This window comes from Rhodococcus sp. PAE-6, assembly GCF_025290685.1.
In the GTDB taxonomy this organism is placed as follows: Bacteria; Actinomycetota; Actinomycetes; order Mycobacteriales; family Mycobacteriaceae; genus Rhodococcus; species Rhodococcus pyridinivorans.
This window is the reverse complement of record NZ_JAOCLZ010000001.1, coordinates 548,400-563,947: the sequence shown is the minus strand read 5'-3', so window position 1 is coordinate 563,947 and position 15,548 is coordinate 548,400. Positions and strand designations below refer to the sequence as shown.

The 15,548-nt window shown below is 68.0% G+C and carries 14 protein-coding genes and 6 tRNA genes; 12 read left to right on the top strand and 8 right to left on the bottom strand.

The features are described from left to right. Positions 1-42: 42 nt before the first annotated feature. Positions 43-1,056 (top strand): cell division protein ZapE, encoded by a 1,014-nt coding sequence (gene zapE / locus NVV99_RS02595; RefSeq protein WP_006551373.1) that lies wholly within the window; start codon positions 43-45, stop codon positions 1,054-1,056. Positions 1,057-1,108: 52 nt separating this feature from the next. Here zapE and NVV99_RS02590 read toward each other — a convergent pair whose 3' ends face one another. Continuing rightward, entirely contained in the window at positions 1,109-1,678 is a 570-nt protein-coding gene (locus tag NVV99_RS02590; RefSeq protein ID WP_006551374.1) for an N-acetyltransferase, read from the bottom strand. Positions 1,679-2,078: 400 nt separating this feature from the next. Here NVV99_RS02590 and NVV99_RS02585 point away from each other — a divergent pair, with 400 nt between their 5' ends. Then, positions 2,079-2,573 carry a 2-isopropylmalate synthase gene (locus tag NVV99_RS02585; protein ID WP_006551375.1) on the top strand — a complete coding sequence of 165 codons (495 nt, stop codon included), beginning with the start codon at positions 2,079-2,081 and terminating at the stop codon, positions 2,571-2,573. 157 nt (positions 2,574-2,730) lie between these two features. On the opposite strand, the gene NVV99_RS02580 is transcribed toward NVV99_RS02585, so the two are convergent. The 5 genes from NVV99_RS02580 to NVV99_RS02560 form a co-directional block, all read right to left on the bottom strand. After that, positions 2,731-2,802, bottom strand: a tRNA-Val gene (locus NVV99_RS02580). 20 nt (positions 2,803-2,822) lie between these two features. Further along, positions 2,823-2,898 (bottom strand) — tRNA-Gly (locus tag NVV99_RS02575). A 50-nt stretch (positions 2,899-2,948) separates the two neighbouring features. Continuing rightward, positions 2,949-3,023, bottom strand: a tRNA-Val gene (locus NVV99_RS02570). Position 3,024: 1 nt separating this feature from the next. After that, positions 3,025-3,095, bottom strand: a tRNA-Cys gene (locus NVV99_RS02565). Positions 3,096-3,120: 25 nt separating this feature from the next. Further along, positions 3,121-3,193, bottom strand: a tRNA-Gly gene (locus tag NVV99_RS02560). 433 nt (positions 3,194-3,626) lie between these two features. Here NVV99_RS02560 and NVV99_RS02555 point away from each other — a divergent pair. From NVV99_RS02555 to pdxS, 9 genes are all read left to right on the top strand, one after another. After that, a tRNA-Val gene (locus tag NVV99_RS02555) sits at positions 3,627-3,698 on the top strand. Between the two features lie 238 nt (positions 3,699-3,936). Then, positions 3,937-4,605: a DUF742 domain-containing protein gene (locus NVV99_RS02550; RefSeq protein ID WP_024100739.1), complete on the top strand. Its 669-nt coding sequence runs from the start codon at positions 3,937-3,939 to the stop codon at positions 4,603-4,605. Between the two features lie 142 nt (positions 4,606-4,747). Next, on the top strand, positions 4,748-6,826 hold the full coding sequence (thrS, locus tag NVV99_RS02545) for a threonine--tRNA ligase (RefSeq protein WP_024100740.1): 2,079 nt from the start codon (positions 4,748-4,750) through the stop codon (positions 6,824-6,826). Between the two features lie 59 nt (positions 6,827-6,885). Further along, positions 6,886-7,407, top strand: coding sequence for an HIT domain-containing protein (locus NVV99_RS02540; RefSeq protein ID WP_051121556.1), 522 nt, complete (start codon positions 6,886-6,888; stop codon positions 7,405-7,407). A 151-nt stretch (positions 7,408-7,558) separates the two neighbouring features. After that, a complete protein-coding gene (gene pgsA, locus NVV99_RS02535; protein ID WP_024100741.1) occupies positions 7,559-8,230 on the top strand; it encodes a phosphatidylinositol phosphate synthase in 672 nt (223 codons plus the stop codon). Then, positions 8,227-9,129: a phosphatidylinositol mannoside acyltransferase gene (locus NVV99_RS02530; RefSeq protein WP_006551380.1), complete on the top strand. Its 903-nt coding sequence runs from the start codon at positions 8,227-8,229 to the stop codon at positions 9,127-9,129. The genes pgsA and NVV99_RS02530 overlap by 4 nt, the downstream gene beginning before the upstream one ends. Continuing rightward, positions 9,130-10,257, top strand: coding sequence for a glycosyltransferase family 4 protein (locus tag NVV99_RS02525; RefSeq protein WP_024100742.1), 1,128 nt, complete (start codon positions 9,130-9,132; stop codon positions 10,255-10,257). It begins immediately after the preceding gene. Continuing rightward, positions 10,254-11,336 carry an NUDIX domain-containing protein gene (locus NVV99_RS02520; protein ID WP_024100743.1) on the top strand — a complete coding sequence of 361 codons (1,083 nt, stop codon included), beginning with the start codon at positions 10,254-10,256 and terminating at the stop codon, positions 11,334-11,336. Before NVV99_RS02525 ends, NVV99_RS02520 begins: the two co-directional genes overlap by 4 nt. A 250-nt stretch (positions 11,337-11,586) precedes the next feature. After that, positions 11,587-12,489: a pyridoxal 5'-phosphate synthase lyase subunit PdxS gene (gene pdxS / locus NVV99_RS02515; RefSeq protein ID WP_006551383.1), complete on the top strand. Its 903-nt coding sequence runs from the start codon at positions 11,587-11,589 to the stop codon at positions 12,487-12,489. A 5-nt stretch (positions 12,490-12,494) separates the two neighbouring features. Here the strand turns inward: pdxS and NVV99_RS02510 are convergent, their stop codons facing one another. Next, complete coding sequence (locus tag NVV99_RS02510; RefSeq protein ID WP_024100744.1) at positions 12,495-13,691, bottom strand: SpoIIE family protein phosphatase; 1,197 nt, start codon at positions 13,689-13,691, stop codon at positions 12,495-12,497. After that, positions 13,688-14,509 (bottom strand): alpha/beta fold hydrolase, encoded by an 822-nt coding sequence (locus NVV99_RS02505; protein WP_041803315.1) that lies wholly within the window; start codon positions 14,507-14,509, stop codon positions 13,688-13,690. The genes NVV99_RS02510 and NVV99_RS02505 overlap by 4 nt, the downstream gene beginning before the upstream one ends. 142 nt (positions 14,510-14,651) lie before the next feature. Between NVV99_RS02505 and NVV99_RS02500 the strand changes: the two genes are divergently transcribed. Beyond that, the gene (locus NVV99_RS02500; RefSeq protein WP_006551386.1) at positions 14,652-15,476 is read left to right on the top strand and encodes an acyl-CoA thioesterase II; all 825 of its coding nucleotides are present in this window, start codon (positions 14,652-14,654) and stop codon (positions 15,474-15,476) included. The last annotated feature ends 72 nt before the right edge of the window (positions 15,477-15,548 follow it).

Genomic DNA, 15,548 nt, shown 5'->3' with positions numbered 1-15,548 from the left:
TCGAGTGAGGATCCGAGCATGATGCGGTCGTACCCTGGGCTGATGCACGAACGTCTCGTCGACCGCAATCCGGTGGTGCCTGCAGACCAGTTGGTGGCGCAGATGGTGCCCCCCGCGATGTTCGACGAGGTGAGCTTCGAGTCGTACATTCCGGATCCGAACGAGCCGAGCCAGGCGGCCGCGGTGACGACCGCTGCGGAGTTCGTCGGCAAGATCGGGAAGATCCGCGGCGGCAAGCGCGGCCTGTTCGGCCGCCGCTCCCAGCCGCAGGGGGCCGGCCTCTACCTCGACGGCGGCTTCGGCGTGGGCAAGACCCACCTGCTCGCCTCGATCTTCCACAGCGCACCCGCGCCCAAGGCCTTCGGCACGTTCGTCGAGCTCACCCACGTCGTCGGCGCCCTCGGGTTCAACAAGGCCGTCGAGGAGCTGTCGAACCACAGCGTGCTGTGCATCGACGAGTTCGAACTCGACGATCCGGGCGACACCATGCTCGTCTCGCGCCTGCTGACCGAACTGTCGGCCCGCGGCGTCTCGATCGTCGCGACCTCCAACACGCTCCCCGGCCAGCTGGGTGAGGGACGGTTCGCGGCACAGGACTTCCTGCGCGAGATCAAGAAGCTCGCGTCGATCTTCGAGACCATCCGCGTCGACGGCCCCGACTACCGTCACCGCGACCTGCCGCCTGCACCCGATCCGGTCGACTCGGCAGAGCTCACCGAGCGCGCCGACGCGATCCCGGGTGCGACGCTCGACGACTTCGACGAGCTGTGCGCGCACCTGAGCACGCTGCACCCGTCCCGTTACGGCAAGCTCGTCGAGGGTGTCCCCGCCGTCTTCCTCGAGGGTGTGCACCCGGCGAAGGACCAGTCGGTGGCCCTGCGTCTGGTGGTCCTCGCCGACCGCATGTACGACGCGAGCATCCCCGTGACGGTCTCCGGCGCCAAGCTCGACGAGATCTTCACGCCCGAGATGCTCGCGGGCGGCTACCGCAAGAAGTACCTGCGCGCGACGTCCCGTCTGCTGGCGCTGTCCCGATTCGAGGTTGCCGCGGGCTGATCGGATACCCGGCGCTCATGCGCGCCGGGTCGACCTTCACCCCATCACCGGCTCACCGGCCGGCATCCCTTCGGAGGGTGCGCTGCATGACGAAATCGTCGTGCGTCTGCGCCCCCACGACGAACGTGCGCGTGCCCACCACCTCGAAGCCCTGCTTCTCGTAGAAGCGCCGGGCGCGGGTGTTCTCCTGGTTGACGCCGAGCCACAGGCCCACACGCCCGAGTGTGTGGGCCCGCGCGACGATCGCATCCATGAGCGCCGCAGAGATTCCGGAACCGTGATGGCCCGGCATCACGTACAGCTTGCTGATCTCGATCGCCGGCCGCGCCGTGATCATCGCGTCGATCGCCGGATCCTCGGGAGCGGCGTCCACTGCCATCAGATAACCGACGATCTCCTCACCCGCGCGCGCCTCGAGAACGATGCGTTCGGGGGAGGACAGGTACTCGGCGAACTTCTCCGCGCTGAGGGTGCGCTCGATGAAGTCGGCGATGTCGTCCTCGGCGGCGTCCTGAGGGCAGGCGAGCGGGAAGGTCGCGGCGGCGACCTGAGCGATCGCCTCGGCGTCCCAGATGCCCGCCTCGTCGACGGAGACTGCTTCTTCGAGTGGTGGCATGGACATGCACACCAGTGAAGCACTCGGACGGGACGATACGGCAGGTGCCCCGCGTGTCGATGCGAGACGGAGACACGAGCCCGGACGCGAGACGGAGAAGGGTCCGGATATGGCTGAACCCCAGCCTTGGATGGGGGGTCATGGCTGGGGTTCGACACCATCGGGGGGATGGCAACATCCACGCTACATGAGGGATCCCTCAGGTTCCAGCGACCGTGGTCACGGTTGCGTCACACGGTCCCGTGCATGCGACTTGCACGAAATGTCGGTGCGTTGTACCGTCGCGGCTATGAAGCGCGTACTCGTAGTTCACCGCCGTAGCGGGGTCTGATTCGGACCGACCCCTCGCTGCGGGTCGTTGAGCTACGCGTCGGTCCTTCCTTCTCGTGGAAGACCACTACGAACGATGAACGCCTTCACCTCCTTCTCGGGTTTCGCTCCGATGTTCCCCTCTGGCACCCCTGATGCCGATCCGTTCTTCGCCCGCTACGGACGCGGCCTTCCTCGGGGATTGCGCGAGGAAGCCTCCGGCATGAGCTGGACGGAGTTCGAATCCACCTACGGTGCGCAGCACGGCCCGGTCCGCCTCGGTGGCTGGACCGCGACGGCCCTGGGTGCGGGACGCAGCGCCTTCGAGGCGACGATCGCGATCGGCGACACGATCCATACGGCATCCGCCACGACCTGCGGACCGATCGCCGCGATGACCGCGATGCTGTACGACCTCGGGCTGAACATCGAGATCCTGTCGTTCCACCGCCACGACCTCGGTGAGATGTCCGCGACCTTCCTGCTGTGCCGCTCCGGCGAGCGCACGACCTGGGTGATGGGCACGGGCGAGACCGGCAACGAGTCGTCGCTGCGGGCGATGATCGCGGGGATCAACACGCTCGGCGCGTGACGCGCCGGTCCGGTGCGGGGGAATATCTCCGCACCGGATCACCCGTTGCCGGATTCTCACCGGGTGGCCCGGACGATCGGCGGTCTCCACGAACGAATGCGTCTCCACGAACGAATGAAGGCTCCCTTCGAAATTCGAAGGGAGCCTTCATCTTCTGTGCGCGATACTGGGATTGAACCAGTGACCTCTTCCGTGTCAGGGAAGCGCTCTCCCGCTGAGCTAATCGCGCCGGCATGGTGATCGCCGGAATGGAGCGGATGACGGGATTCGAACCCGCGACCCTCACCTTGGCAAGGTGATGCGCTACCAGCTGCGCTACATCCGCATGTGCACGTTCTTTCGGTGAACCGGCTCGGCCCACGTGCTGGTCGAACCTGGTGCGCGATACTGGGATTGAACCAGTGACCTCTTCCGTGTCAGGGAAGCGCTCTCCCGCTGAGCTAATCGCGCGAGGTGGAGACGGGAATCGAACCCGTGTGCACGGCTTTGCAGGCCGTTGCCTCACCACTCGGCCACTCCACCGTAAAAGGTCGAGTCCAACCTCTCGAGCGGATGACGGGATTCGAACCCGCGACCCTCACCTTGGCAAGGTGATGCGCTACCAGCTGCGCTACATCCGCATTCGCACCGTTCGGCGTCGTGCTCTCCGTGGTGCGGTTCAAAACAGTAGCCGAGCATCTACGAAACGCACAAATCTGCAGGTCAACGGCAGAAAACCGGCAGATTTCGCGAAGGTGACGGGCTGATGACCCCTGCGGGAGGCGACGAATAGGGCTTCGGAGGCCGAGCCCGCGTCCCCCGCTCGTGTCGCTCCGGCCGACACTTGCGTTCCCCGGGCCTCCCGAGTTGAGGGCCGTCCACGTCCCGGGGCTCCGGGTGCGCCTTCTCGTCTCTACGAGCACGGTTTCCTGCCCGCTCGCGTACGCGCGCGAGAGGCGCCACCCGAACGCGCTGCACGGAACATCCGCGTCGAAACGCTGGGACCAGGCGATTCGTCTTCATGGCGGGAGCGTGTTAGTGTTCCATCTCGTTCGAGCCGCTGCGGAGCGGCCCGGTCCCGTGGCTCAGTGGAAGAGCGTCCCGTTCACACCGGGGAGGTCGCTGGTTCGATCCCAGCCGGGACCACCGAGATCGGCAGTGACGAAAGGCACCCCCGCAGGGGTGCCTTTTTTCGTACCTTGATGAAATCGTTGAGCGTGCGTGGCGCCCGGTCGGGTGGTCGCCCGCGAGCGCTTGTTTCCTTCGAACCGCAACGGCCCCCTCGGGCCCGACCACGCGTGTCGTGTGGGCACAGCTGTGGTGCTTGTGGCCGAAGTGCGCGTAGTGATGGCAGGATCGTGGTCGTCGAGGAGGGCACGTCCGGATGAGCGTTGCGGACAGCGAATGGCCGGTCGTGGGGGCGACCGGAGCGAGATTCGGATCCGGTCGGTCCCGTCGACGTCGGCGGCCGGCGGATCACGCCGTGCCGGTACGGAATCACCGCGAGCCGGGCCCCGTCGTGGACGAGGTCACGGCAGCCGAGATGTACCGTCCCGCAGCGCAGCCGGTCGACACAGCGCAGCCGGTCGACACAGCGCAGCCGGTCGACACAGCGCAGCCGGTCGACAGAGCGTTGTCGGGCGGTGCAGAGCAGCCGGCCGGCCGGAATGCGGGCACCGGGACCAGTGTGGGAATCGAGGACATGAACCAGCCAGAGACGTCGTCGTTCGTGCGCCCGTTCGTGCGGAGCGGGGGACGCACCCGAGCCGAGGTGGAGCTGCCTCTCGAAGTGCTCGTGTCGGCCGTCCCCTCCGCGATGGGCAGTGAGTCCGGTCCGGCGATGGACGAGCATCGCCTCGTGCTGGCGTTGTGCGCCCAGCCGAGATCGATCATGGAGATCGCGGCCCTCGCGCAGATCCCGCTCGGTGTCGCGCGCGTGCTCGTCGGGGATCTCGCGGCGACCGGCGAGATCACCGTGCACCGCACGGCCGACAAGGTGGGACCGAACGTCGAACTGCTCGAACGGGTGCTGACGGGTCTCAACCACCTCTGAGTTTCTCCGCTCGGCTCCCTGTGTTCGCTGCCCGGGCGGATGTCGATAGCATGATGAAGTTGCCGTGTGCTCGCGATCGTCGACCGCAGCACGCGTCCGGCGACGACCACGTATCAGGCATCGAGCCGAGGAGTCCGTCACAGTGACCACGCCCGCATCCGCGAAACCAGCCACGATCGTCCGGGTGCCCGCGGGGACCACTGCGGGCGCGGCGGTCCGTGACGCGGGTCTGCCCACCAAGGGGCCCGAGACGATCGTGGTCGTCCGCGACTCGGAAGGCACGCTGCACGATCTTTCGTGGACGCCGGAATCGGACGTCGAGGTCGAGGCCGTCGGCGCCGACACCGAGGACGGTCGCAGCGTCATCCGCCACTCGGCCGCCCACGTGCTCGCACAGGCCGTGCAGCAGGAGTTCCCGGAGGCGAAGCTCGGCATCGGCCCGCCCATCCGCGACGGCTTCTACTACGACTTCCAGGTCGAGCGTCCCTTCACGCCCGAAGATCTCGCGAAGCTCGAGAAGCGGATGAAGAAGATCGTCAAGGATGCCCAGCGCTTCTCGCGTCGCGTCGTCGACAGCCTCGAGGACGCCCGCGAGGAATTGAAGGACGAACCGTTCAAACTCGAACTCATCGACGACAAGGCAGGAAGCAGTGACTTCGAGCCGGACCCCGAGGTGATGGAGGTCGGCGGCAAGGAACTGACCATCTACGACAACCTCAACCCCCGCACGGGTGAGCTCGTCTGGAAGGACCTGTGCCGCGGCCCGCACGTGCCCACCACCAAGTTCATCCCGGCGTTCAAGCTCACGCGCAGTTCCGCGGCCTACTGGCGCGGCGACCAGGACAACGCCGGCCTGCAGCGCATCTACGGCACGGCCTGGGAGTCCACCGAGGCGCTCGACGCGCACCTCGAACTCCTCGCCGAGGCCGAGCGCCGCGACCACCGCAAGCTCGGCACCGAACTCGACCTGTTCTCGTTTCCCGACGAGCTCGGCTCGGGACTGCCGGTCTTCCATCCGAAGGGCGGCATCATCCGCCAGGAGATGGAGAACTACTCGCGTCAGCGGCACGTCGAGGCCGGCTACGAGTTCGTGTACTCGCCGCACATCACCAAGGGCCACCTCTACGAGGTCTCCGGTCACCTCGACTGGTACCGCGACGGCATGTTCCCGGCGATGCACATCGACGAGGAGCTCAACGAGGACGGCACGGTTCGCAAGCCGGGTCAGGACTACTACCTCAAGCCGATGAACTGCCCGATGCACGACCTGATCTTCCGGTCGCGAGGCCGCTCGTACCGCGAGCTGCCGCTTCGCATGTTCGAGTTCGGATCCGTCTACCGCTACGAGAAGTCCGGTGTGATCCACGGGCTCACCCGTGTGCGCGGCATGACGCAGGACGACGCGCACATCTTCTGCACCCCGGAGCAGATGCGCGACGAGCTCACCAGCGTCCTGAAGTTCATCCTCGACCTGCTGAAGGATTACGGGCTCGACGACTACTACCTCGAACTGTCGACGAAGAATCCCAAGAAGTTCGTCGGCAGCGACGAGCTGTGGGACGTCGCGACCGACACCCTGCGTGAGGTCGCCGAGGCCTCGGGTCTGGACCTCGTCCCGGATCCGGGCGGTGCGGCCTTCTACGGTCCGAAAATCTCGGTGCAGGTCAAGGACGCCCTGGGCCGCAGCTGGCAGATGTCGACGATCCAGCTCGACTTCAATCTGCCGGAGCGATTCGAGCTGGAGTACACCGGCACCGACGGGGCGAAACACCGGCCCGTCATGATCCACCGGGCGCTCTTCGGGTCGATCGAGAGGTTCTTCGGCGTGCTCACCGAGCACTACGCCGGTGCCTTCCCGGCGTGGCTCTCGCCCGTCCAGGTCGTGGGCATTCCTGTGGCCGCGGACTTCGAGGACCACTTGTTCGACGTCGTGGGCAAGCTGAAGGCTCAGGGGATCCGGGCCGAGGTCGACGTCTCCGACGACCGTATGCAGAAGAAGATCCGCACCCACACCACGCAGAAGGTGCCGTTCATGCTGCTCGCCGGTGAGCGCGACGTCGCGGCGGGCGCGGTCAGTTTCCGTTTCCGCGACGGCACGCAGGTCAACGGCGTGCCGGTCGACGAGGCCGTGCGGATCGTGACCGAATGGGTCCGTCGCCGCGAGAACGCCTCGCCCACCGCCGAGCTCGTCGGTTCCGGTGGGGAAGGCAGCCCGTCGTGACGGGCGATCGCACTCCGGGGCCGGCCGACATCCCCGCGACCGACGACAGTCCCGCGTCGATGGTCGATCGCGGTGTGGGGGAGTCCGACCACCTGCAGCGCCTGTGGTCGCCGCACCGGATGTCGTACATCACCGAGTCCCCGCGAGGTCGCGACGAGCCGTACGAACCCTTTACCGATATCCCGAAGATGTCCGACGAGGAAGGTCTCGTCGTCGCTCGCGGCGAAACGGTGTACGCGGTGCTCAACCTGTACCCGTACAACCCGGGGCACCTGATGGTCGTACCGTATCGCCGGGTGGCCAACCTCGAGGACCTGACGCCCGAGGAGAGCGCCGAACTCATGCAGTTCGCGCAGCGGGCGCTCCGCGTCATCAAGCGCGTCTCGCGTCCGCACGGCTTCAACGTCGGCCTCAACCTCGGTGCCGCGGCGGGAGGCTCGCTGGCCGAGCATCTCCACCTGCACGTCGTGCCGCGCTGGGGCGGCGACGCCAACTTCATCACCGTCCTCGGTGGGTCGAAGGTCATGGTGCAGTTGCTGCGCGACACCCGTGCACTGCTCGCCTCGGCATGGGACGAGTGACAGCCCTCCCCGAGTCGTCGCGATCGCATCGTACGGCCGTGGTGCCGTTCGCGTGTCGATCCGCTGCGGGCCGACTGCGCATTTCCGGCCCTACTCGTGGCAGGATCGGATTCCGGACACAACGGTCGGACAGGAAGACAGGGGTCGCGGGATGCTGAGCTTCTTCGGGCGTGCGTCGGTGTCGAAGGTCACCGCGCCGCTCGGCAAGGCGTTGATCCGTACCGGCCTGACTCCGGACGCCGTCACACTCGTCGGCACCGTCGCCACGATCGCCGCCGCCGTGACCCTGTTCCCCATGGGACACCTGTTCTGGGGTGCGATGGTCATCTGGCTGTTCGTCATGTTCGACATGCTCGACGGAGCCATGGCCCGGGCCCGCGGTGGCGGAACGCGCTTCGGCGCGGTTCTCGACGCGACCTGCGACCGGGTCGCCGACGGCGCGATCTTCGCCGGTCTCGCGTGGTGGGCCGTCTACCACGAGCAGAGCCGTCCGCTGTTCGTCGCCACCCTGCTCTGTCTGGTGACCTCGCAGGTCATCTCGTACGCGAAGGCGCGGGCCGAAGCGAGTGGACTGTCCGCCGACGGCGGTCTGATCGAACGACCCGACCGGCTCGTGATCGTGCTCGTCGGCGCCGGTCTCACCGGCCTCGGACTCGACTGGGCGATCCACATCGCCATGTGGCTGCTCGTCGTCGGATCGGTGATCACCGTCTTCCAGCGGGTGCTCGCCGTCCGCAACTCCGCGGGTGCGCGCGAACTGCTTCCCATCACGCCCCCGGCCGGGCGGACGACGGAGACCCGGGACGACGGGGGAGCACAGTGAGTGTCGGCGAGAAGGCGTCCGATCTCGCGTACGCGGGTGGCTGGCGCCTGGTCCGGGCACTGCCCGACGGCGTCGCGCGACGGTTGTTCGACGCCGGCGCCGACCATGCGGCGCGCCGTGGCGGCGGACCGCAGCAACTGCGCCGCAACCTCGCGCGGGTGCTCGGGGTGCAGCCGCACGAGGTGCCCGACGATCTGATCCGCCGGTCGGTCCGGTCCTACGCGCGCTACTGGCGCGAGGCGTTCCGCCTGCCGTCGATGGATCTCGACGCGACCGCGAAGTCGATCGATTCGTCCATCGAGGGCCGTGAGCACATCGAGGCGGCGCTCGCCGCCGGTCGCGGCGCGATCCTGGCGCTGCCCCACAGTGGGAACTGGGATCTCGCCGGCGTGTGGTGCGTCCGCTACTTCGGCGGATTGACCACGGTCGCCGAGCGCCTGCGTCCGGAGTCCCTCTACCGCCGTTTCGTGGACTACCGCGAGGGTCTCGGTTTCGAGATCTTCCCCTCGAGCGGCGGGGAGACGCCGCCGTTCGGGGAGCTTGCCGCGCGGTTGCGCGACAACCGGATCGTGTGCCTGCTCGGCGAACGCGACCTCGCCCGCAAGGGAGTGCCGGTCACCTTCTTCGGCGAACCCACCCGCATGCCCGCCGGACCGGCGAAACTGGCCATCGACACCGGTGCGGCACTGTTGCCGGTGCACTGCTGGTTCACCGAGGACGGCTGGGGGTTCCGCGTGGATCCGGAGCTCGACGTGAGTGTCGGGATCGACGCTGCCACACAGGCCCTCGCCGACCGGTTCGCCGCCAACATCGCCGCCCACCCCGAGGACTGGCACATGCTGCAGCCGTTGTGGCTCGACGACCTGTCGGAGGCTCGCCGCGCCCGGATGGAGGCGTAGGTGAGGATCGGGATGGTCTGCCCGTACTCCTTCGACGTTCCCGGTGGAGTACAGGCACACGTCGTGGATCTCGCGGAGGTCCTCATCGGCCGCGGGCACGAGGTGAGTGTGCTGGCACCCGCGTCGGAGACGACGCCCCTGCCCGACTTCGTCGTCTCCGCCGGTCGCGCCGTCGCGATCCCGTACAACGGGTCCGTCGCGCGCCTGAGTTTCGGTCCGGTCTCCTATGCCCGGGTCCGCCGCTGGATCAACGACAACGATTTCGACGTCCTCCACATCCACGAACCGAACGCGCCGAGCCTGTCGATGCTCGCGCTCAAGGTGGCGGAAGGACCGATCGTCGCGACCTTCCACACGTCGACGACGAAATCGCTGGTGCTCAGCACCTTCCAGGGTGTCCTGCAGCCCTATCTCGAGAAGATCAGCGGCCGGATCGCGGTGTCCGAGCTGGCCCGGCGGTGGCAGGTCACCTCTCTCGGTGCCGATGCGGTCGAGATCCCCAACGGTGTGGACGTGCCGTTCTTCCGGCACGCCCCGCTGCTGCCGGGCTACCCGCGAGCGGGCCGCACGGTGCTCTTCCTCGGCCGGTACGACGAACCCCGCAAGGGCATGGAGATCCTGCTCGGCGCGTTGCCGGCGCTCGTCGCCCGACATCCCGACATCGAGATCCTCGTGGTCGGGCGCGGTGACGAGGACCGCTTGCGGAAGGAAGCGGGACGCTACTTCCGGCACTTGCGGCTGCTCGGGCAGGTCGACGACGACGAGAAGGCGTCCGCGATGCGCAGCGCCGACGTGTACTGCGCGCCGAACCTCGGTGGTGAGAGCTTCGGCATCGTGCTCGTCGAGGCCATGGCCGCGGGGACGGCGGTCGTCGCCTCCCAGCTCGACGCCTTCCGCCGGGTACTGCGCGACGGGCAGGCCGGGGTCCTCGTCCCGGTCGCCGATGCCGATGCGCTCGCGCGTGGACTCCTCGAGGTCCTCGACGACGACGACCGCCGGCAGGCATTGGTCGACTTCGGATCCACGGTGGTCGAAGCGTACGACTGGCCGGTGGTCGCAGATCAGATCCTGCGGGTCTACGAGACCGTCACCGTCGGTGCCGGCCCGGTGCGGGAGGTCCGGTCGTGACCGTCAGCGCGGTGACGATCCTCGTCCTGTCGCTGATCGCCGCCGTGGTCGTGGCGATCGGTGTGTGGGCCTACTCCACCGCCAACCGACTCGACCGCCTCCATGTGCGCTCGGATCTGTCCTGGCAGGCACTCGATGCGGCCCTGGCGCGTCGCGCGGCGGTCGTGCGGAGCATCGTGGCATCGATCCCGGTCCCGGAGGGACGCACACTCGCCCTGCTCGCCGATACTGCCGAACGTGCGGACCGCGCCCGGCGCGAGGAGGCCGAGAACGCGTTGTCGGCCTCCTTGGCACGGCTCGAGACCGGCCGGCTGCGCCCCCAACTCGTGGCCGAGCTCGCCGACGCGGAGGCGCGGGTGCTCATCGCCCGTCGTTTCCACAACGACGCGGTGCGCGACACCCTGGCGTTGCGCACCCGACGGCCGGTCCGCTGGTTGCACCTCGGGGGAACCGCGCCGCTGCCCACCTATTTCGAGATTGCCGAGCGGGCGGGTGCGGTCGCCACCGCGCCTCCGGCCGTTCCCGGCACGTCCCCTTCCTCAAGAGCGGCCCCTGCTCCCGCTTCGCGGACCACCCCGGTGCCGGATCGGGCACGCACGTCGGCTCGCGTCGTCGTGCTCGACGAGGACGGCCGGGTCCTGCTGCTGCGCGGACACGACCCCGCGGTGCCCGAGCGGCACTTCTGGTTCACGATCGGTGGCGCCGTCGAGCCCGGCGAGGACCTGGCGACGGCCGCGCTCCGGGAGCTCGCCGAGGAGACCGGTCTGCGGGTCGAGCGCGACCTCCTGTGCGGGCCGATGTGGCGGCGCGTGGCCGTCTTCCCGTTCAACGGTGAGGTCCTGCACTCGGAGGAGCTGTTCTTCTCGGTGCGGGTGCCGTCCTTCGAACCCGCTGCAGACGGCTTCACCGATCTCGAACGGAGCATGCGCCTCGACCATCGCTGGTTCGACGACGACGAACTGCAGGCGCTGGTGCGGTCCGGGAACCCGGTCTACCCGCACGATCTGCCCGAGCTCCTCGATGAGGCGAGGCAGGTCGCGACGAGGCGGCTGGAGCCGGAGATCCGCGCGATCCAGTGAAATTTTGAATCCTTTCGGTCCGGCCGCAGGGCCCCTTATGTAGAGATCCAGTTCGCGAAACTGGACGGTACCTTTCGGGAATGCGCAGGATCTTCAGTGCCCGTCCGAGGAGTGGACCGGTAAGAGGCAGTCCAGTTGTTCCGAACTGGCTATAGGACCGGTTCGGCTGCGCCCCTAGGCTCGGTTCCGCTGCCCGTCGCCCGTGCGCCGGCAGCTTTCGCCGATCCGTCCACCGAGGAGGACTCCCATCGTGACCAGCCCCGACACCGCCCCCGTCACCGGTACCGCCCGCGTCAAGCGTGGCATGGCCGAGATGCTCAAGGGCGGGGTGATCATGGACGTGGTGACCCCCGAACAGGCGAAGATCGCCGAGGACGCCGGCGCGGTGGCGGTCATGGCCCTCGAACGCGTGCCCGCCGACATCCGCGCGCAGGGCGGCGTGTCGCGCATGAGCGATCCCGACATGATCGACGGCATCATCGAGGCCGTCTCGATCCCCGTCATGGCCAAGGCGCGCATCGGCCACTTCGTCGAAGCGCAGGTCCTGCAGGCCCTCGGGGTCGACTACATCGACGAGTCGGAGGTGCTCACCCCCGCCGACTACGAGAACCACATCGACAAGTTCGCGTTCACCGTGCCGTTCGTGTGCGGCGCAACGAATCTCGGAGAGGCACTGCGCCGTATCAACGAGGGCGCGGCGATGATCCGCTCCAAGGGCGAGGCCGGCACCGGCGACGTCTCGAACGCCACGACCCACATGCGCCGGATCCGCCAGGAGATCCGGCGTCTGAGCTCGCTTCCCGAGGACGAGCTCTACGTCGCCGCCAAGGAATTGCAGGCCCCCTACGACCTCGTCGTCGAGGTCGCCCGCGCCGGCAAGCTGCCCGTCACCCTCTTCACCGCCGGTGGCATCGCCACCCCCGCCGACGCCGCGATGATGATGCAGCTCGGGGCCGAGGGCGTGTTCGTCGGATCCGGAATCTTCAAGTCGGGCAACCCCGCCCAGCGTGCGGCCGCGATCGTCAAGGCCACCACCTTCCACGACGATCCCGACGTGCTCGCGAAGGTCTCGCGGGGCCTCGGCGAGGCGATGGTCGGTATCAACGTCGACGAGATCCCGCAGCCCCACCGGCTCGCCGAACGCGGCTGGTGATCGTTCTACCGGGGCGCGTGCAGGGCGAGCAGGGCGACGTCGTCCTGCACGCCCGCCCCGAGCGTCGCGAGCGCCTCGCGGACGGCCCCGACCGCTTCCGCCGCGCTCGTCGGTTTCGATGCGCGGACGTGCTCGAGGAGCCGGTCCTCCCCGAAGCGTTCACGGGTCTCACCGGAGACGAGGGCCTCGGTCACCCCGTCGGTGTACAGCAGCAGCGTGTCGCCGGGGCGCAGCGCGAAGGTGTGCTCGACGAGCCGCGGCGTGGGCAGCATTCCGATCAGCTGTCCGCCGATCGTGGGGAGATAGTCGACGTTGCCGTTCGCGCGCACGAGGAGCGGCGGCGGATGCCCACCCGAGGCGAGACGGATGTCGACCCGTCCGGTGTCCGGATCAGGCGCGACCGTGCCGAAGGTGAGCGTGCAGAAGGGGGCTCGCGTTTCGCTGTCGCGTTCGTCGAGCAGGGTGGTGTTGAGCGTCCTGAGCGCCGCGGACGGGACCGTCTCGTAGACCGCCGCGGCGCGCAGCGTGTAGCGGACGATCGACGTCACCGCCGCTGCGCGAGCGCCCTTTCCGCACACATCGCCGAGGAACAGCCCCCACGTGCCGGCGCGCGCGGGGAACAGGTCGTAGAAGTCGCCGCCGACCTCGTCGGGGGACGCGATGTGGTAGTACGCGTCGACCTCGAGTCCCGGTACCGCGGGCAGGCTCGGCGGAAGAAGGGTCGCCTGGAGTGTGGCGTTGATCGTGCGGAGCCGCTCACGCTCGAGTTCGGCCTCGCGACGGGCACGGAGCAGTTCCGTCTCGTAGGCGCGGCGCTCGCGGGCATCGAACAGCATCGTGCGGATCAGCGTGGGCCTGCCCTCGGCGTCCGGCTCGACCACCGAGGCGGCCAGGACCGGCAGCCGGGTCCGGTCGGCACGGACGAGTTCGAGGGCGATCCCGTTGATCTGTCCGTGCATGAGGAGGAGCGGCGCGTAGTGGGTCTCGTGGTAGATGCGGCCGCCCACGCTGAGAAGGTTCGAGAAGTACCGCTTGCCGACCAGTTCGTCGCTCGTGAACCCGAGCCAGTCCGTCAAGGTCCGGTTGATCTCCGTGATCCGGCCGTCCGGGAGCGTCGTCAGGAATCCGCACGGCGCGTTGTCGTACAGCGCATCGCCGTGTCGGATACGGGGATCGAGGGTTCGATCGGTCGTCGCCGTCACCCCGATCGGCGCGCGAACGCCGCGATCGCGGCTGCTGTCTCTTCGGGTGCGCTGAGCTGCGGGCAGTGGCCGGTCGCGTTCAGGGTCACGAGTTCGCTCCCGGGGATCTGCTCGTGAACGAAGGCACCGACCTCGCGCGGAGCGATCGCATCGTGGGCGCACTGGGCGACGAGCGTGGGCACCGACACCGCGGCCAGGTCGGAGCGGTTGTCGGACAGGAAGGTCACCCGGGCGAAGACGCGCGCCACCTCGGGATCCGTGCGGCAGAAGATCTCGGCGAGTTCGTCGCCGAGCTCCGGTCGCTCGGGATTGCCCATGATGACCGGCGCCATCGACTCGGTCCAGCCCAGATAGTTCGCCTCGAGGGATTCGAGCAGCTCGTCGATGTCGTCGGTGCTGAACCCACCTCGGTATCCGCTGGCCGGATCGTCGATGAAGCGCGGGGACGGCGCGAGCAGCACGAGACCGGAGAAGACCTCCGGGGCAGCGGCCGCCGCAAGGACACCGATCGATGCGCTCACCGAGTGGCCGACGAAGAGCACCTGCCCGAGATCCATGCTCCGGCACAGGTCCACGACGTCCTCGGCGTAGGTCTCCATCCGCGAGTAGCGCTGGGAGTCCCAGGCGGTCGCATCGGAACGCCCGGAGCCGACGTGGTCGAACCGCACCACGGTGAAGTCGGGTTCGAGCAGCGGGATCATCAGGCGCCACAGGTGCTGGTCGCAGCCGAAACCGTGCGCGAGGACGACTACCGGGCCCTGTCGGTTGCCCGTGATCGTCACGCTGTTCCTGCGCACCATATCGGTGACTTGTCGCATTGCACCCCCTCCGTTCTACCGAGGGTGTCATATTCGCTACTCGATAGCGATCCCGGTTCTCTCGCCACCTTCCGGGGACACGGCGTTCGGCACACCTCCGTGCAGCTAGCCTTCTTGCGTACGGTGCACAGAAGGAGTTCCCATGGCGAAGATCGAGCAGATCCTGGCGCTCGAACAGATCGAGAACGACATCTTCCGGGGCATAGCGACGGAGACGTTGCTGCCGCGGACGTTCGGTGGTCAGGTGGCCGGTCAGGCGCTCGTGTCGGCGGTCCGCACTGTCGATCCCGCATTCGGGGTCCACTCGCTGCACGGCTACTTCCTCCGGCCGGGGAACCCGACGATGCAGATCGTCTACCTCGTCGACCGGATCCGCGACGGCCGCTCCTTCTGCACCCGGCGCGTGACGGCCGTCCAGGACGGCAAGGCGATCTTCACGATGTCGGCGTCGTTCCACGTACGCGACGAGGGGATCGAGCACCAGGACACGATTCCGCGGGTGCCGGCTCCGGAGGAACTGCCCGATCCGGAGACTGTGGTCGACGACGCGACCCTGCTGTGGGCGAAGAAGGAATGGGCCGAATGGGATTTCCGGTTCGTTCCCCGCGACCGGATGGACTCGTCGAGCAGGATGGCTGCACAGCAGCAGCTGTGGTTCAAGTCCCGCGAGATCCTCCCCGACGACCCGGTCTTCCACGTGTGCACGCTCGCGTACATGAGCGACATGACGTTGCTCGGCTCGGCGAGTGTCGGCCACGACGACGAACGGACGCAGGGTGCATCGCTGGACCACGCGATGTGGTTCCTGCGGCCGTTCCGCGCCGACGACTGGCTGCTTTACGACCAGACGTCACCCTCCGCCGGGCTGGGGCGCGCACTGACCCAGGGGCGGATCTTCGATCGCAACGGCAACATGGTCGCGGCGGTGGTGCAGGAAGGACTCACGCGGTACCTGCGCGAGTCCTGAACGAGGGCGTCCCCGACGAAGACGTCCCGACAAAGTGCCTGCGCATCGGCGACCCCGAACGGACAGGCAGGC